This window comes from Nocardia sp. NPDC052254 (assembly GCF_040679495.1).
In the GTDB taxonomy this organism is placed as follows: Bacteria; Actinomycetota; Actinomycetes; order Mycobacteriales; family Mycobacteriaceae; genus Nocardia.
In genome coordinates, this window is sequence record NZ_JBFAUW010000007.1 from 298663 (window position 1) to 315721 (window position 17059).

14 protein-coding genes and 1 tRNA gene are annotated in these 17059 nt (G+C 67.4%); 5 read left to right on the forward strand and 10 right to left on the reverse strand.

The window, feature by feature from the left end; all coding sequences use genetic code 11:
* Nucleotides 1-543 (reverse strand): DUF4254 domain-containing protein, encoded by a 543-nt coding sequence (locus AB0L57_RS20170; protein WP_364964154.1) that lies wholly within the window; start codon nt 541-543, stop codon nt 1-3.
* 429 nt (nt 544-972) lie between these two features.
* Between AB0L57_RS20170 and AB0L57_RS20175 the strand changes: the two genes are divergently transcribed.
* Entirely contained in the window at nt 973-1302 is a 330-nt protein-coding gene (locus AB0L57_RS20175; RefSeq protein ID WP_364964157.1) for a hypothetical protein, read from the forward strand.
* Nucleotides 1303-1643: 341 nt separating this feature from the next.
* Here AB0L57_RS20175 and AB0L57_RS20180 read toward each other — a convergent pair whose 3' ends face one another.
* The 3 genes from AB0L57_RS20180 to AB0L57_RS20190 are packed head-to-tail and all read right to left on the reverse strand — an operon-like array spanning nt 1644 to nt 4199.
* The gene (locus AB0L57_RS20180; RefSeq protein ID WP_364964160.1) at nt 1644-2657 is read right to left on the reverse strand and encodes an ATP-binding cassette domain-containing protein; all 1014 of its coding nucleotides are present in this window, start codon (nt 2655-2657) and stop codon (nt 1644-1646) included.
* Nucleotides 2654-3475: an ABC-2 family transporter protein gene (locus AB0L57_RS20185; RefSeq protein ID WP_364964162.1), complete on the reverse strand. Its 822-nt coding sequence runs from the start codon at nt 3473-3475 to the stop codon at nt 2654-2656. The genes AB0L57_RS20180 and AB0L57_RS20185 overlap by 4 nt, the downstream gene beginning before the upstream one ends.
* Nucleotides 3468-4199 carry an ABC-2 family transporter protein gene (locus AB0L57_RS20190; protein ID WP_364964165.1) on the reverse strand — a complete coding sequence of 244 codons (732 nt, stop codon included), beginning with the start codon at nt 4197-4199 and terminating at the stop codon, nt 3468-3470. The genes AB0L57_RS20185 and AB0L57_RS20190 overlap by 8 nt, the downstream gene beginning before the upstream one ends.
* 285 nt (nt 4200-4484) lie before the next feature.
* Between AB0L57_RS20190 and ectB the strand changes: the two genes are divergently transcribed.
* Entirely contained in the window at nt 4485-5738 is a 1254-nt protein-coding gene (gene ectB / locus AB0L57_RS20195) for a diaminobutyrate--2-oxoglutarate transaminase (protein WP_364964167.1), read from the forward strand.
* Nucleotides 5739-5831: 93 nt separating this feature from the next.
* Here the strand turns inward: ectB and AB0L57_RS20200 are convergent.
* The 4 genes from AB0L57_RS20200 to AB0L57_RS20215 form a co-directional block, all read right to left on the reverse strand.
* A tRNA-Gly gene (locus AB0L57_RS20200) sits at nt 5832-5904 on the reverse strand.
* A 76-nt stretch (nt 5905-5980) separates the two neighbouring features.
* Nucleotides 5981-7195, reverse strand: a complete 1215-nt coding sequence (locus tag AB0L57_RS20205; RefSeq protein WP_364964170.1) for a DUF445 domain-containing protein — start codon at nt 7193-7195, stop codon at nt 5981-5983.
* Nucleotides 7196-7270: 75 nt separating this feature from the next.
* Nucleotides 7271-7717: a nuclear transport factor 2 family protein gene (locus tag AB0L57_RS20210; RefSeq protein ID WP_364964173.1), complete on the reverse strand. Its 447-nt coding sequence runs from the start codon at nt 7715-7717 to the stop codon at nt 7271-7273.
* A 223-nt stretch (nt 7718-7940) separates the two neighbouring features.
* Entirely contained in the window at nt 7941-9326 is a 1386-nt protein-coding gene (locus tag AB0L57_RS20215; protein WP_364964175.1) for an NAD(P)/FAD-dependent oxidoreductase, read from the reverse strand.
* A gap of 223 nt (nt 9327-9549) precedes the next feature.
* Between AB0L57_RS20215 and AB0L57_RS20220 the strand changes: the two genes are divergently transcribed.
* From AB0L57_RS20220 to AB0L57_RS20230, 3 genes are read left to right on the forward strand one after another with little or no spacing between them, the layout of a single operon-like run.
* Complete coding sequence (locus AB0L57_RS20220) at nt 9550-10806, forward strand: amidohydrolase family protein (RefSeq protein WP_364964178.1); 1257 nt, start codon at nt 9550-9552, stop codon at nt 10804-10806.
* Complete coding sequence (locus tag AB0L57_RS20225) at nt 10803-14279, forward strand: indolepyruvate ferredoxin oxidoreductase family protein (RefSeq protein ID WP_364964181.1); 3477 nt, start codon at nt 10803-10805, stop codon at nt 14277-14279. The genes AB0L57_RS20220 and AB0L57_RS20225 overlap by 4 nt, the downstream gene beginning before the upstream one ends.
* The gene (locus tag AB0L57_RS20230) at nt 14276-14959 is read left to right on the forward strand and encodes a hypothetical protein (RefSeq protein WP_364964183.1); all 684 of its coding nucleotides are present in this window, start codon (nt 14276-14278) and stop codon (nt 14957-14959) included. The genes AB0L57_RS20225 and AB0L57_RS20230 overlap by 4 nt, the downstream gene beginning before the upstream one ends.
* A gap of 7 nt (nt 14960-14966) precedes the next feature.
* Here AB0L57_RS20230 and AB0L57_RS20235 read toward each other — a convergent pair whose 3' ends face one another.
* Both AB0L57_RS20235 and AB0L57_RS20240 read right to left on the reverse strand, forming a co-directional pair.
* Nucleotides 14967-15314, reverse strand: coding sequence for a hypothetical protein (locus tag AB0L57_RS20235; protein ID WP_364964185.1), 348 nt, complete (start codon nt 15312-15314; stop codon nt 14967-14969).
* A 41-nt stretch (nt 15315-15355) separates the two neighbouring features.
* Nucleotides 15356-16849 carry an aldehyde dehydrogenase gene (locus tag AB0L57_RS20240; RefSeq protein ID WP_364964188.1) on the reverse strand — a complete coding sequence of 498 codons (1494 nt, stop codon included), beginning with the start codon at nt 16847-16849 and terminating at the stop codon, nt 15356-15358.
* Between the last annotated feature and the right edge of the window lie 210 nt (nt 16850-17059).

Sequence of the window (17059 nt, forward strand, 5' to 3'; positions counted from 1 at the left end):
TCAGAACACCGGCAGCCGGCGCCGGTGTTCGGCGATATCGGTGATCAGATCCTGATAGCCGTCGGCCAGTTCGGCCAAGCGCACCCAATGCAGATGCGCTTCACCCGTGAGTGCCGATCCAGCGATGTTCTCCAGCGGTGGATCGGTTTCGCCAAGTCCGAGTGCGTGCTGGGCGGCAACCCACTTGCCCGCCATTCTGTCGATCACGGCGCCGAGGGTTTCGGTGTGCAACGAGGCGCCGGCCCGGTGGGCGATATTGTCGGCGACCCAAATATTGATGCGCTCGACCAGTTCGGCGCGTTCCCGGTCGACACCGTCGACGGTCTGGCTGCAGCTGGCGACCCGGGCGCTGCTCACCTGCGGTGCGTGGGCGTCGCGGTAGGCATGTCGGCGCAGTTCGTGGCAGCGGACCAGTTTCCGGGCGGCCGCCAGCACCGGATGGTCGCCAGGAGCCGCACCGGGCGATCGGAATGCGCGTAGCAATACCGATACCGAGGGCAGCGCGCCGATCGTGTCGTTGTCACCGGCGTATACGGTCGCCATTGTTTTCCCACCCTCGTCTCAGCGGTCGGATCGTTCGAATCGGTTTACGCCGGGGCCGAGGAGTTGCGGGGGAGGAGTTGCCCCGGCTCCGGCGTAGTCCCGCCGGTGCGGCTGTCGTCCGACCGGTCGCGATCCGCACGGAAATCAACCGGGAAACGCGACGATGCGACAGACAGTCCGACTGCGGGGACCTATTCAGGAAAGCGTGTCCTGACTTGGCGCGCAACGATTGACAGGCCGAACACCCGAGGTGCCGGGTAATCGTTATACGCATTACGTCGCGATTACATGATCGCGAAGATCCACCATCGGTCGGCGCGGTGTCCGCGAATCATTCGGAATGCGTGGTGCGGGTGGTCGCCGATGGGCAGGCAACCGATTCGGCGCGGCGCCTGCGGGGGCGGGGCCGGTTGGCTAGCCTGAGGATTTGTGCCCGCCTATGTGTCCTCGCCGGAGTTGACCTTCGGCTTCCTGTTCGCACTGGAAGATCCGGAGCGAATCGCCGAGGTGGTGCGTGATCTGATGGAACGCCGCACGGTCTCGGTCTTCCGGCTGGCACATGTCTCCGGAGCGAGTGGCCCGCCGGAACGGTATGTCGTGAACTGGGCTGCCATCCCGCAGATTTCGATCACCACCGCCGCACCCGATGCCGATGCCATGCATGCCGAGCGAACGATGCTGGTCAACGCTTTTCTCGGCGAGGGTGGCGAGGTGAGTTTGTATTCCGCGGAGAGCAAACGCCCAGATGACAAGCGGTAGTGTCGCTTTGTGATCGATGGTGCAGGGTCTTTCGTTACGGAGACACTCCACACAGGCGCTCTTATTGCACTCTCAGCTACCGGCCAGCTGCCGCTAAGCTCCGGCCAGCAGTGTGGGTTTCGGTCGATCGCCCGGCTCGGGCGTCGACGGCTTCACCCAACAGAGAGGCAGATGGATGATTCCCGTCATCATCGACACCGGTAGCGCCGCGCTGAGCGGAATTTTCCACACCGGTAGCGCCGCCCTGGGCGGCCTGCTGAACACCCTGTTCACGGGTTCGTTCGGCGGCTGAGTTCAGCTCCCGCCAGATGGCGGCCGAGGTCGACTCCCGATACCGGGAATTACCCTCGCACCACTGCCCCGGCGTCCTTCGGCGCCGGGGCAGTGCTGTGCCCGGCGGAATAGATGCGGCGGACCACATCTTCGATATCGGGTTCCTCCACGGACAGATCCCGGACCTCGACCCGCTCGGAGATGGCAGCGAGAAGCCTGGCGGCCGTGGTGGTTTCGGGGTCGAATGCCAAGCGTTGCCGGATGCCGCCACCGTCGCTGGACAGCAGGGTGACATCCGCCAGATCGGTGAGTTCGGCGATCGGTTGCGCGAGGTCGACCACCAGGACGCGGCGGGCGCCGACGGTTCGGGCCAGGCCGGGCAGCGTGCCGTCGTAGGCCAGGCGGCCGTGATCGACCACCAGGACACGCTCGCACAGCCGCTCGATATCGCCCATGTCGTGGGTGGTCAGCAGCAGCGTGGTGCCGTGTTCGGTCCGCTCCCGGCCGAGGAATTCGCGCAGCCGCTGTTTGGACAGGACGTCGAGACCGATCGTGGGCTCGTCCAGGATCAGTAGTTCGGGACGATGCAGCAGAGCTGCCGCGATCTCGGCGCGCATGCGCTGGCCCAGTGACAGTTGCCGCACCGGGGTGTCGAGGGTGTGGCCCATGTCCAGATGGTCGACGAGTTCAGCGGTGCGGCGGCGGAATTCGGCCGGGGCCAGACGGTGGATGGCGGCCAGAATCGTGAACGATTCGCGCAGCGGCAGATCCCACCACAGCTGGGACCGCTGCCCGAACACCACCCCGATCCGCCCGGCCAGCTCCCGGCGCCGGCTCACCGGGTCCAGCCCGCAGGTGCGCACGACCCCCGAGGTGGGCACCAGAATTCCGGTGAGCATCTTGATGGTGGTCGATTTTCCGGCACCGTTGGCGCCGATATAGCCCACTGCCGCACCGGATTCGATGTGGAAGCTCATCGAATCCACGGCGGTCAGGACTTCACGTCGGCGGCGGCGCCGGCCCGGCTGTTTGCGGCGCAGGACGAATTGCCTGGTGAGCTGCGAGACCTCGACGGTGTTCATCCGCCCCCTCCCTGATAGTGCCGCACCCCGACCCGCCAGGATAGCAAGGCCAGCAGCCAAACCCAGAGGGCCGCAACGGGTCCGAACCAGGCCAGCGATGCCGGTAGCCAGGGCGGGCCCGGCAGGCCCAGCAGTTCGATGGTGGGCAGATAGCCGGTGAACGACACCGGCACGGCGAATCCGAACGCCACTCGCATGGGCCGGTCGAATATCGAACTGGGTTGCTGGGCGGCGAAGGAGCCGCCGTAAGTGAAGCTGTTGGTCAGTTCCGAACCGTCGATGAGGTGGAACTGCAGTCCGGCGGCGCAGACGAACAGTCCGGCGAATATCGCTGTGCCGCTGAGGATGCCGATCGTCAGGAGGGCGATCGTGCGTAATTGCCAGTCGATGGGGTTGATCGTCAGCCCGATGGTGAGCACGACCCCGGCAACGGCGGCCCGTGCCAGTCGTCGCAGCGAGACATCGCTCGTGATCAGTTGCAGCAGTAAGGGTTGCGGCCGCAGATGGAACGCGTCGAGGGTGCCCATACGAATGTAGGTGGGCAGGGTGTCGGTGTGGCCCACCCCGACCTGCGCGAGCGCGAAGCACAGATTCGACAGCCCGAACAGCAGCAGCATGCTGGTGGAGTCCACACCGCCCAGCGACGGCACATTGTCGTAGATCAGCCACATCTCGGCGAATTCGACCATGCCGATGAGCAGGGACGAGGCCATATCGGTGGCGAAGGACAGCGGGTAACTGCGCTGAGCCCGCATCCGCGAGCGCAACACCACCAGATAGGGGGTGAGCCTGCCGCCGTACGGTGCCGGATCAGCCACCCTGCACCTCCAGCTTGCGCCGGCCCGCGGCCAGCAGCAGCCGTCCGATCCCGACCGCCAGCCCGATCCAGATCAGCTGAGCCGCGATGACGCCCATCGCCCCCGCGCCCGTGACCCGGCCGGACAGCACATCGATGGGCCCCTGCAGCATCCAGGGAAACGGGGTCAGCCGCGCGATCGAGGCCAGTGGCTCCGGAAACATGTGCACCGGGAAGAAGAGTCCGGCGAAGAATGTGGAGACGATCTGATAGAGCAGACGCACCCCGCGTGTCTCGATCAGCCAGAAGCCCAGCAGACCCACCGAGAACAGCAGTAACAGTGAAAGAGTCACCGCCGCAACCACACTCACGATGCCGAGCAGATAGGGTGCGATGCCGCCGCCGAGGGTGAACTGTGCGGTCAGCAGACCGGCGGCCGCGCACGGCAGGCCGCGCAGCAGCAGCGTGCAGGCGGCGGTTCCGAGATCGGTTGCGAGATGGAACGTCTGGACATCGATGGGCCGCTGCAGATCCACCGCCACATCGCCGGTACGGACGCGCTCGGCGATATCGGGCGGCGGGCCCATCAGCCGGAGGGCACCCAGCATGCCCTGGGACAGCCAGACATAGGCGCCGATGGATCCACCGGTATAGCCGCCGAATTCCGGGGTCGAGCGCACCGCTGCGAGCATCACCGCGGCGCGGATCAGCCCGAATACGACGTTTGCCGCCAGTCCGGCGAACATTGCCGCCCGATAGTTCCACTGTCGCCGGAAGCCGGCTCCGAACAAGCGTGTATAGACCCCCGAGACTGCGCGCACAAACGTTCCACGCTACCGGGGAACGCAACGGTGTCGCAGCCCGATTTCCGGAGAACCGGGCACCGCGACCCGGGCGGTCGGTACGGTCGGTGTCGCGGGAGGCGCCGGCGGATTTGCTGGAAACCTTGCCGCGAGCTCCACCGCAATGTTAGAAACAGTCATGTTTCAGTCTGGGGTCGTCGCGGTGGCTCCTGCCGCGGAGGACCTCCCATGACCACTGTTTTCGATGCGCTCGAATCGGATGTGCGTGGATACTGCCGGGTCTGGCCGACGGTATTCGACACCGCACGCGGTGCCTGGCTGCGCGATGAGCACGGCCGGGAGTACCTGGACTTCTTCGCCGGGGCCGGCGCGCTCAACTACGGGCACAGCAATCCCGTGCTCAAGGCGGCGCTGCTGGACTATCTGGGGCGTGACGGCCTCGTGCACGGCCTGGACATGTCGACCGTCGCGAAGCGGGAGCTGCTCGAGGCGGTGCGTGATCTGATCCTGATTCCGCGCGGACTCGACTACAAGGTGCAGTTCCCGGGACCCACCGGGGCCAACGCGGTGGAATCGGCGTTGAAACTGGCTCGCAAGATCACCGGCCGCACCACGGTACTGAACTTCACGAACGCGTTCCACGGTATGACCCTGGGTGCCCTGGCGGTGACGGGCAATGCGGCCAAGCGCGCCGCCGCCGGTGTGCCGCTGGCGCACGCGCATCCCATGCCCTATGACGGTTATCTGGGCGGCACAGGCGAATTGGGGTGGATCGAGCGCATGCTCGACGACAGCTCCTCCGGGCTGGACAAACCCGCCGCGATCATCGTGGAGACCGTACAGGGCGAGGGTGGGGTGAATGTCGCCGGAGCGCAATGGTTGCGGCGGCTGTCCGAGCTGGTGTCCGCGCGGGGCATCCTGCTGATCGTCGACGATGTGCAGATGGGCTGCGGGCGGACGGGCCCGTTCTTCTCCTTCGAATCCGCCGGCATCACCCCCGATATCGTCACGCTGTCGAAATCCGTTGGCGGCTACGGGTTGCCGATGGCGCTGGTGCTGATGAAGCGGGAGCTGGATCAGTGGGCGCCGGGTGAGCACAACGGGACCTTTCGCGGTAACAATCCGGCCTTCGTGACCGCCCGGGTGGCACTCGAGCAGTACTGGCGTGACGATCACCTGGAGCGCGCGACGCTCGCGCACGGCGACCGGGTCCGCGCCGCACTCGCGAAACTGGCCGAGGCCGTCCCCGGATTGTCCACGCGGGGAAGGGGACTGGTGCACGGCCTGGTCTTCTCCGATGCCTCCGAGGCGGGCAAGGTGAGCCGGGTGGCGTTCGAGGCGGGCCTGCTGGCCGAGACCTCGGGCGCGTGCGACGAGGTGGTGAAACTGCTTCCGCCGCTGACGATCACGGAGTCCGAACTCGATCACGGGCTCGCGATCCTGGCGCGCGCGGTCGACGTCGTCTGCGGAGATCGCGGCTGACGAAGGGGGAAAGACGTCGGCTGCCGTCCCACACCCGGTGGCCGACTGCGGGATCGGGCTTCTCTGCGGGAGTCCGATCCCGCTCATTCGTTGAGCGGATGACGGGATTCGAACCCGCGACCCTCACCTTGGCAAGGTGATGCGCTACCAGCTGCGCTACATCCGCAATCCGCCTCGCGGCGGTGCGAGGAAAACAATAGCCGATGGCGGCGGATTACTACCAATCCGCTGGTCGGCGGCGTTCAGCTGAGGAGCAGATGTACCTGCAGTTCACCGACCAGGAAGCCGAGCACGCCGCCGATGGCGACCAGTTTCCACTCGTCCTGTTTGAAGGCCGGGCGCAGCAGGCCCTCGTATTCGTCGTCGGTGAGCTGGCGGGTCTTCTCGATCACGAGACTGCGCAGATCCAGCGTCCGCATCGCATGGTCCTCGAATCCGGCTGCGGCACTGCGGATATAGGCCAGCATCTCGGGTGCGATCTCGCGCTTCACCCGGGCGATGGTGTCGCCGGCCACCAGTGTCACCAGCGGTTGTGCGGGTGCGGACTGGGAATCGATGAATTCGTCCATCCGGCGGGCCAGGATCGAGGCCAGCCGGTCGGACCGTTCCCCGTTCAGTACCGCCTCCAGCATCTTGGCGGGAGTCAGGATCTCGGTGGCGATCAGATCGCCGTAGTCCACGCACACCTGCTCGCGGCGCTTGTGGAACAGGCCCTGCCAGCCGATCCGGCCGAAGATCTTCCACGGCCGCACCGGCCGGAAGATCATCTGCAGTGCCAGCCAGTCGGTGACCAGACCGGTGAAGCCGCCGAACAGCGGCATCAGCCAGGAGGAATGGGTGAGGGCCCAGGTGAACATCTGCACGAAGCCGAGCAGGGTGCCGAACAGCAGACCGGATCGCACGATGAACCGCAGTTCGTGGTGGCCGACCCGGCGCACCATCTCCACCAGTAGCGCCTTGTCGGTGACGAGGGTGTCGATGGCGATGGCGCGCAGATCCATGATCTGGTCCAGATTGGTGCGCAGATCGGTGACGATCTCGTCGATCAGATCCGGGACATCGCGCTGGACCCGGCGAATCAGCGCCTCGCGGGCGAACTGCGGCATGGTCACCCACAGTCGCGGTTCGTAGCGCATCATCAGCTCGTCCACGGTGTGCGCGACCGCCTCGTCGAGCGGTTCGCGCAGCGTCGTGGTGAGCTCGGCGACATCGATGCGGCCGAGGATCTCTTTCGGATCGATCAGCCGCGAGAACATCAGATCGACCGCGATCGTCGCCATCCGCGGCGCTGCCTTGGGGATCACGCCCTGCCAGCCGAACCATGGCCGGATACCGCGGAATTCCAGCGGGCGGCACAGCATTTCGACGGCGACGAGTTTGGTGGTCCAGCCGATCAGCGCGGCGACGAGCGGAATCGAGCAGTACAGCAGCCAGTGTTCGGTGAAATCGGCGATCACGCGGCCGCCCCGAGGTGAATCGATGAAGATATGCCGAGGCCCACGCGCGAACTGTAACAGGTTCTAGCCGAGTGTTTACTGTGAGCCGTTCCCCGGGCCCGCGGCCAGGAACATGTAGCTCTTCTCCTCGACCCGGCGCGCGATCCGCCAGTTCCCGCCGACGCGGGTGAAGGTGTCCAGGTACCACAGACCACACAGCATGAGGTTCTGGTTTCCCGGCTCGCCGACCAGCATCGGATTGTTGCACATCGTGCGCCCGGTGGCATTGTCGCCGTCAACGGTGATCGAGGAATTGCTGATCAGATGCTGGAAGGCGGGAAAGTTCGGCATGACCGTCGCGAGGAACGTCTTGATCTCGGTGAGACCGCCGCACGCACCGCCCATCGCCGAGTAGTCGATGTGCGCATCGGCGGTGAATACCTCGTCCAGCAGATCCCACTGCTGGGTGTCCACGGCATGGGAGTACCGGACCATCAGATCCTCGATTTCGAGCCGGTCCGAAATCTCCTGCAGCGACAACATGAATACCTCTCGGGTGGTGCGGTTCTATTCGGTGGCCGCGTCGAGCGCGCGGACCAGGGTGGCGTGGTGCCGTGCGCACCCGGAACGACGTCATGTGGAATGCGGCGCCTCGAAGGGCTCGGGCAGTCCCAGGGCGATCCGCCGGACGTCGTCGGCATCGGCCATGGCCCCGATTGTGGTGCCCCGTCGGCCCGTTCGTGATGGGATCGGCGATCTGGACCGGTCAGCCCAGATCGGCGAGTGCGGACTCGATGGCGCGGTGGAAGGTGGGGTAGGCGTAGATCATCTCGCGCAGTGTGGTGACCGGGACGCGGGCGTGCACGGCCACGACCAGTGCGCTGAGGACCTCGCCCCCGACCGGGCCGACCGAGGTGGCGCCGACCAGGATGCCGCGATCGGCGTCGGCGACCAGTTTGATGAATCCCGCGTTGCCGGGGCCGTGGATCCAGCCGCGGGTCGACGACGGAATCTCCGCGCGGCCGGTCCACACGCTCAGTCCCGCCGCGCGTGCCTGCGCCTCGGTCATGCCGACCGAGCCCACCTCGGGTTCGGTGAAGGTGACGTTCGGAACCGCGTGGTACTGCGCGGCTTCGGCCGGAGCGCCCAGGATATCGGCGGCGGCCAGGCGACCCTGATACATCGACATGTGCGTGAACGCGCCGTGCCCGGTGACATCGCCGATCGCCCACACCCCCTCGGCGGCGCGCATCTGCTCGTCGACGGTGATACCGCGCGCCTGTTCGTCCAGGCCGATCGCGCCGACTCCCAGTGCCGCCAGATCCGTGCTGCGTCCGGCCGCGACGAGCAGGCGCCGGGCGCGGATCGGGTCGCCGGTGCTCAGCCGCACCGTGAAATATTCGCCGTCGTGGTCGACTCGGGCCACATCGACTCCGGTGCGAACGGCGATCCCCTCCTCGGCGAAGGCCGTGGCCACGGTGTCGGCCGCCTCGGGTTCGGCGCGCGGCAGCAGGCGGCTGCGCACGACCATGCTCACCTCGCTGCCGAACCGCGAGAAGATCTGTGCGAACTCGGCGCCCACCGGACCGCCGCCCAGCACGATCAGCGATTCGGGCACTTCGGTGGTGGTGACCGCATCGCGATTGGTCCAGTACGGGGTGTCGGCCAGGCCCTCGATCGGCGGAACCGCCGGTGCGGTACCGGGGTTGAGCACGATCGCCCGTTGTACCTGGAATTCGCGCGGGCCTTCGGGGGTGTCGACCCGGACCTGCCCGGGCGCGGTGATGCGGCCCCAGCCCCGCACGAAGCTGCCGCCCGCGTCCTCGAATCGTTCCACGGCCACCCGGTCGTCCCAGTTGTCGGTGGCCTCCTCGCGGATCCGCTGAGCGACCGGTGTCCAATCCGGTTGCACCTGTGCGGTTCCCGCGAGTTTCCCGACGCGACGGGCTTCGGCGAGGGTGCCCGCGGCCCGGACCATCATCTTGGTGGGGACACAGGCGTAATAGGGGCATTCGCCGCCGAGCAGCCGGCCCTCGACGCCGACCACCGCCAGCCCGGCGCGTGCGAGTTCGGTGCCGACGAACTCACCGCCCGGGCCCATGCCGATGACGACGGCATCCACGGATTCGGTCGCCAGGGTTTCGGCGGGCATGCGATCACGCTCCTTCGACGCTGTGATTCTCACCGCCGGCGGCGGTCTCGCTGACCATGGTGACAGCTGTACCGGGACCGATGCGTGATCGACAGGTGGGCATTCGAGCATTCCGCCGCGCGGCGTGCCGAGCGGATGGATGATTCTCGTATAGAAGAATTCGACTCTCGGAATGAGGTAGTCAGTGATAAAGTAAGTACTCGCTCAGTACTGGAGGTCGCTGATGGTGGAGCGAATACTGTTGACCAACGGCCGGGTGCTCACCTGCGGCGGTGATCCGGCCGAACGTCCCCTGGCGGGAGACGTCCTGATCGAGGGAAATCGGATCGCCGAGGTCTCGATCGGCGCGGATATCCAGGTCGATCCGGGGGCTGTGCGGGTGGTGGATCTGCGAGGTGCGACGGTGCTGCCGGGGCTCGGCGACGCGCACACCCACATCAGCTGGCCGTTGGATTTCGTCTTCGATCACGCGGCGGTGGCCGCGACGCCGCCGGGGCGGCACATGCTCGATGTCGCCGCCGTGGCGAAAACCTATCTGCAGAGCGGATATACGCTGCTGATCGGTGCCGGCGCCACCCAGCCCGACGACGATCTGCTCATTCACGACGCGGTGGAACGCGGGCTGGTCCCGGGGCCGCGCATCATTCCCTGCGGGGCGATGATCGCCGAGCGCGGCGGTCTGGGCGGCGAAGAGGGCGGCCTGATGGAGGTCGTCGACGGCGTCCGCGACATCCGGGAGGTCGTCGCGCGGCAATGCGACAGCGGTGTGCGCTCGCTCAAACTGTTCATCTCCGGCGACGGCGTGGTGCCGGAATTCCCGTCCGAGGACATCTACATGAACGACGAGATGCTCTCGGCGGCAGTGGAAGTCGCCGACAGCTATGGGGCCTTCATCGTCGTGCACGCGCGGGGGGCGGCGAGTGTGGCGATGGCCGCGCGCACCGGCGTCCGGATCATCCATCACGCCTGCTTCCTCGACGATCGGGCGCTGTCCGCACTCGAAGCGCGCGGGGACGACGTCTGGGTCTGCCCCGGACTGCACTATCTCTACGCCGTGGTGTCCGGCGGAGCCGAGCAGTGGGGGATGACCGCCGAGCGCGTCGACGCCTCCGGCTATCGCGACGAATTGCGAGCCCAGGTGGACGGATTGCACAAATTGAAGGCGGCGGGGATCAAGATCCTGTCCGGCGGCGACTTCGGCCATCAGTGGACCCGGCACGGCACCTATGCCGCGGAACTGCAGCGTTATGTCGAGCTGATCGACATGTCGCCGATCGAGGCCATCCACACCGCCACCCGGAACATCGGCCCGGCGGCGGGATTCGAGGTCGGTGAGATCCGCGCGGGACTGCTCGCGGACCTGATCGTCGTCGACGGTGATCCGACCGCCGACATCACTGTGCTGCAGGACCATTCGAAGATGCGCGCCGTGATGAAGGACGGTGCCTTCGCCTACGTCGATCCCGAGGTCTATCCGTGACGGTTGCGACGCCGGTGCTGTCGGGGGTGCAGACGCTGGTGCGTCTGCTCGTGCTGCGCCACGAACTGGATCAACGTGACGGATTTCGCACCGCGACAATGGTTTCCGGATATCCGGGATCGCCGCTGGGTGGATTCGATCTGGAACTGGAACAGCACGAGCCGGGGCGGCACGGGATCGTGCACCGGCCCGGACTCAACGAGGAACTCGCCGCGGCCACCGTCTGGGGCAGTCAGATGGGCGCCGCCCTGCCCTACGACGAGGTCGACGGGGTGGTGGGCGCCTGGTACGGCAAGGGGCCGGGCCTGGACCGCTCCGGGGACGTCCTCAAACACGCCAATGCGATGGGTGCTGGTCCGGGGGGCGGCGCGGTGGTGTTCTGCGGCGACGATCCGGCGGCGAAGTCGTCCACGCTGGCCTGCGACAGCCAGTACACCTTCGCCGATGCCGGTATGCCCGTACTGATTCCGGGTGATCAGCAGGATGTGCTCGATTTCGGTGTACACGCGTTCCGGATGTCGCGGTACGCCGGCGCCTGGGTGGGACTCAAGATCGTCACCGTGGTGGCCGACGGCATCGGCACCGTGGATCTCGACCCCGGCCGCCACCACCCGGTCGATCCCCGGCTGAGTATCGACGGGCAGATCTGGGAGCACCACCCGCAGGCGACGATCGGCCCGCATGCGGTGCCGGGCCAGGAGGAGCTGATCAACGAGCTCCGGTTGCGGGCGGCGCGGGCCTACGCGCGGGACAACGGTCTGGACCGCACGGTCGGTCCCGACACCGCCGATCTGGGGATAGTCTGCTCCGGGGCGACCTATTTCGATGTCGTGCAGGCGCTGTCGGAGCGCGGTGTGAAGCCGGACGGACTGGCAGGTGCCGGAATACGGATACTGCGCCTGGGCATGACCTACCCGCTGGTCGAGGACACCGTGGTCGAATTCGCGGGCTCGGTGCGGCGGATGCTGGTGGTGGAGGAGAAGCGGCCGTTCCTCGAAACGCAACTGCGCGCCGCCCTGCACGAATCCGGCAGCAGGATTCCGGTGCTGGGCAAGCGCGACGGCGAGGGCAGGCCGCTGATCTCGTCGTCGGGCGTGCTGGATCCGAAGACGATCGGCGAGGTCATCGATCGGGTTGTGCCGGCCCTGCGTCCGGCCCCGGCGGTCCGGATGGAGTTGCCGCTGCTGATCACCCCCGCGCGCGCACCGGCGTATTGCAGCGGCTGCCCGCACAATCGGTCCACGGTCGCACCCGGCGACGCGCTCGTCGGCGGCGGGGTCGGCTGCCACGGGATCATGTACTTCGAGGCCCGCAACAAGGACCTGAAAACGCTGCCGCCGACACCGATGGGCGCCGAGGGCGTGCCGTGGATCGGGTTGTCGCCCTTCGTGAACGAACCGCATCTGATCCAGAATCTCGGTGACGGCACGCTGACCCACTCCGGCACGCTGGCGATCCGGGCGAGTGTGGCGGCGGGCACCGACATCACCTTCAAGATCCTCTACAACACCGCCGTCGCCATGACCGGCGGCCAGGAGGTCACCGGACAGCAGGACGTCCCCGCGCTCACCCGGTCGCTGCAGGCCGAGGGGGTGCGCGAGATCGTGGTCTGCGCCGAGGAACCCGGTCGCTACGGGCGGCGGGCCCGCTGGGCGGACGGAGTCGAGGTGCTGGGCCGCGATCGGCTGGCGCAGGAGCAGCAGCGATTGCGGACGGTGCCCGGGGTGACGGTGATCATCTACGACCAGCGCTGCGCGGCCGAGGCACGGCGCCTGCGCAAACGCGGTCTGCTACCGGAGCCGCCGCGCCGGGTCGTGATCAACGAGGCGGCGTGTGAGGGGTGCGGCGACTGCGGTGCCAAGAGCAACTGCCTGTCGGTGCTGCCGCTGGACACCGAATTCGGAACCAAGCGCCACATTCACGATTCCTCGTGTAATCGCGACTACACCTGCCTGGACGGCGACTGTCCGTCGTTCGTCACGATCACACCGAAAACCGGTGGGCGCGCACGTGACAAGCCGGCCCGAAAGCGGCCGGACCTGCCCTCGGGTGTGCTTCCCGAACCGGCCCGGCCGATCGTCGGCGATCGCTACAGCATCTATTTCACCGGCATCGGCGGGACCGGAATCGTCACGGCGAACCGGATTCTCGTGCGGGCGGCGGAGGCCGCGGGCTGGACGGTCGGTGGTATGGACCAGACCGGCTTGTCGCAGAAGGCGGGCGCGGTGGTGTCGCATCTGCATCTCGCGGTGGACCGGACGGCCCTGAGTTCGGCGGCGGTCAGCGGTGACGGCGCGGATCTTTATCTGTCCGGCGACATCCTGCAGGCCGCCTCCGCCGACCATCTGGCGAAAGTGCGTGCGGGACACGCGCTGGCGGTGGTCGACCGGACCGTCACACCGACCGCGGCGATGCTGCAGAACCAGGCCCAGGCGCCGGCGGTGACAGAGCTGGAAGCCGTCATCACCGAGCGGATCGGGCCGGACCGCACCACGGTGGTGGATGCGCGGGTGATCGCCGAACGGGTCTTCGGTGATCACCTCCCGGCCAATGTGGTGCTGCTGGGCGCGGCGTTTCAGCGTGGCGGACTGCCGGTGTCGGCAGCCGACATCGACAGCGCGCTGTCCGGCCGGTCCGCAGCGGCGAATCGGCTGGCATTCGACTGGGGACGCTGGCTCGTCCACGATCCGGAGGCCGTCACGACCGCCGTGGGCGGAACGCGGGTCGCCCCGACCGCCCGCGGCTACGAGCCGACGGCCGCTGCTCTGGCCACGTCGGAAGCTCTTGTCGCCGAGCGCAATCCAGCGGAAGAGCTGCGAGAGCGACTGTTGCGGCGAACCGCCCAGGTCGTCGACTATCAGAGCGCCGGGCGGGCTCGTCGCTACCTCGATCTCGTCGAGTACGCCGCCGCCCGGGACGACGCCGACCACGACTGGGCGCTGACCCGCACGGTGATGGAGTCGTGGTTCGCGCTGCTCACCTACAAGGACGAATACGAGGTCGCGCGACTGCATCTGGCAGCGGACTACGACGCGGTCGCCGCCGAACTGGGCATCGACGGCGCGTATTCGGTGACCTACCAACTGCATCCGCCGATACTGCGCCGGCTCGGGATGAACCGGAAGCTGCCCGCGGGTAAGCCGTACGCCCTGGGCTTCCGGGTGCTGCGCCGGATGAAGCGCCTGCGCGGCACCCCGTTCGATCCGTTCGGGTGGGATCGTGATCGGCGCACCGAGCGCGCGGTCATAGTCGAATACGCGCAGCTGATCACCGAGGTCGTCGATCCGGCCGCGCGAGTGCCCTATGACCGGAAAGTCCGGCTTGCGGCCTCGGTATCGGAGATCCGCGGGTACGCTGGGATCAAGGAGAACAGTGTCGCCCGCTGGCGCTCCGGGATCGCGGCCTGGCGGCGGGAGCATCAAGAAGAGACTGTCGCGGAACCGGTTTCGGATATATCGGGAGCCTCCTCGTGATCAAACGGCTACGGTTCGCCACCCGCAACGCCGATCTGCCCCTCGATGACTTCACCAGGCGGTGGCCGCTGCTGTGCGCCGCCTCGGCCGAGGCGCCGGGTGGACTGCGGCCACTGCGCGTCGCGGTGTGCACGATCCTGCCGGATCTGACCGGCCCCGGCCCCCGGCACGACGGTGTGGTGGCCGAGTGGTTCCGCGACGTCGGGCATCTGCGCCGCCACGATCGCTGGTGCGCCACCCTGGTGAAGGCCGCCGAGGTCACCGGTGACATCGTGGAAGTGATTGCCCGCGAACATATTCTTCGTGGTGAGGACTGGCTGGAACATCGCTGGGACGATGGCGGGGATCGGCTCAAACACATGGCGGTGGCGGTGCGCGCGGCCGAGCTGAGCCCCGCGGAATTCGCGACCCGCTGGAAGTCGCATGCGGGCTCGGTGGGCGGGCCCGGCGCCACCTCGGTCCGGATACCCGATGCCGCACGCGGACTCGCCTACGTGCAGAACCATCCCGTCGAGTCGAATCCCGCCGCCTACGACGCGGTGAACGAGGTCTACTTCGACGATGTCACCGGGCTTCGATCCCGAATCGACTGGTTTCGCAGCAACTTCCGAATCGAGCCCGGTGATCTGTTCGAGCGATCGTGGTTCCTCGCGGCTCGCGAGGTGGTACTCACCGCGTGAGTGATCCTCACCGGCACATGAGTACCAGCCGCCGGGCGATGTGCACGGGGGTCCCCGCGATCACCATGGGCAGCGCGGCCGCACTCGGAATCGCGGGTTGAATCCGCCCGTCGACGATCGGATGTGCCTGGGCCCCATAGTGATCGAGGGTGAAGGCCAGTTCGGTGGTCGGTTCGGTGACGGTGTCCGAGGGGTCGGGCTCCGGAAAACACCACTTCCAGTGACCTTCGGTGGTGGCGAAACAGATTTCGATGTAGTCCGCGCGCGCCGGGCAGACGCCGACCGATTCGACCGTGGCACGGACGAACAGCTCGTCGTCGAATTCCGTACCGCATACGCTGGATCCGGTTCGCATCGGACATCACTTCCTTCACAGCTCGAACGGTGTGGCGCCGTTCATCTTTCGCTGCCCGGCCGCAGGGCGGCGGGCAGTCCGATACTTCTGGCCTCGAGGAAACTGTGCAGACCGTCGACGCCCAGTTCACGCCCCAGACCGGATTCCTTGAAGCCCCCGAAGGGAACCCGCGGGAACGGCGGATAGGTGCCGTTGATCGCGATACTGCCGGTGCGCAGCCGGCGCGCGATGGCCAGGCCACGCTCCGGCGCCGCGGACCACACGCCGCCGGACAGGCCGAAGGGAGAATCGTTGGCGATGCGTACGGCCTCGTCGTCGTCGCTGTAGGGGATCAGGCACAGGACGGGGCCGAAGATCTCCTCGCGTGCCACCCGCATCGAGTTGTCGACCTCGGCCAGGATCGTGGGCTGGACGTACCAGCCCTTGGTGAGCTCGCCGGGCCGCCCGCCTCCGGTCACCACTCGCGCACCCGCCTCGCGGGCCGATGCGATGTAGTGCTCGACGCGGGTGCGCTGCCGCTCGGCCACCAGCGGGCCGACCAGGGTCGCGGGATCGTGTGGGTCGCCGATGCGGACCGCGGCCGCCGCGGCCGCCGCCGCGTCGACGGCCTCGGCATAACGTTCGCGGGGGAGCAGGACCCGGGTGTGCGCGCCACAGACCTGCCCGGACATGTGCATGGCGCCCTTGACGATCGCGGGCAGCACGGTCGCGATATCGGCGTCGTCGGCCACGACGGCCGCCGATTTCCCACCGAGTTCCAGCGAGACCCGCTTCACCTGATCGGCGCAGACGCTCATGATGCGCTTACCGGCCGCCGTCGAACCCGTGAAGGCCACCTTGTCGACGCCGGGATGGGTGACCAGATACTCGCCGACCTCGCGATCGCCGGGCACGACGGCGATGACTCCGGGTGGCAGTCCGGCCTCGTCGAGTGCCTCGGCCAATACGAAATTGCTCAACGGCGATTCCGGGGGTGGTTTGAGCACCACCGCGCAGCCGGCGGCCAGCGCCGGTGCGGTCTTCCACGCGGCCAGGGTGACCGGGGCATTCCACGGGACGACGGCGGCCACGACGCCCACCGGTTCCCGGGTGACCAGACCGCACCGGTCACCGGCGGTCACGGTCTGTTCGAAGGCGAAGTCACGGATCAGTTCGGCGTAGTAGTCGAACAGCGCCGCGACCATCCCCGTCTGCGCCTGCCTGGATTGGCTCACCGGACAACCGATCTCGTCGACGGTGATCGCCGCGATATCGGTTTCGCGTGTGCGCAGGATCTCCGCGGCGCGGGTCAGCGCATCGGCGCGTTCGGCCGGTGACATCCGTGGCCACGGACCCTCCTCGAAGGCGATCCGGGCCGCCGCGACAGCGCGATCGATATCGGCGGTGGTGGCGACCGGAACCTCGCCCACGACCTCCTCGGTCGACGGCGAGATCACGGCGAACCGCTCATCGCCGGCCGGGCGTACCCACGCGCCGCCGACGAAGAACTCCCGCCGGAACATCAATCGATCACTCACGACTTCTCCTGTGCTCATGCGGGGACACCCGTACCCGGTCGGCAGCGTGTGTGGGCTGGGCATTGTCACGCACGCCGCCTCCTGTGCTCATGCGGGACACCCGCACCCGGTCGGCAGCGTGTGTGGGCTGCGCATTGTCACGCACGCCGCCTCCTGTGCTCATGCGGGACACCCGCACCCGGTCGGCAGCGTGTGTGGGCTGCGCATTGTCACGCACGCCGCCTCCTG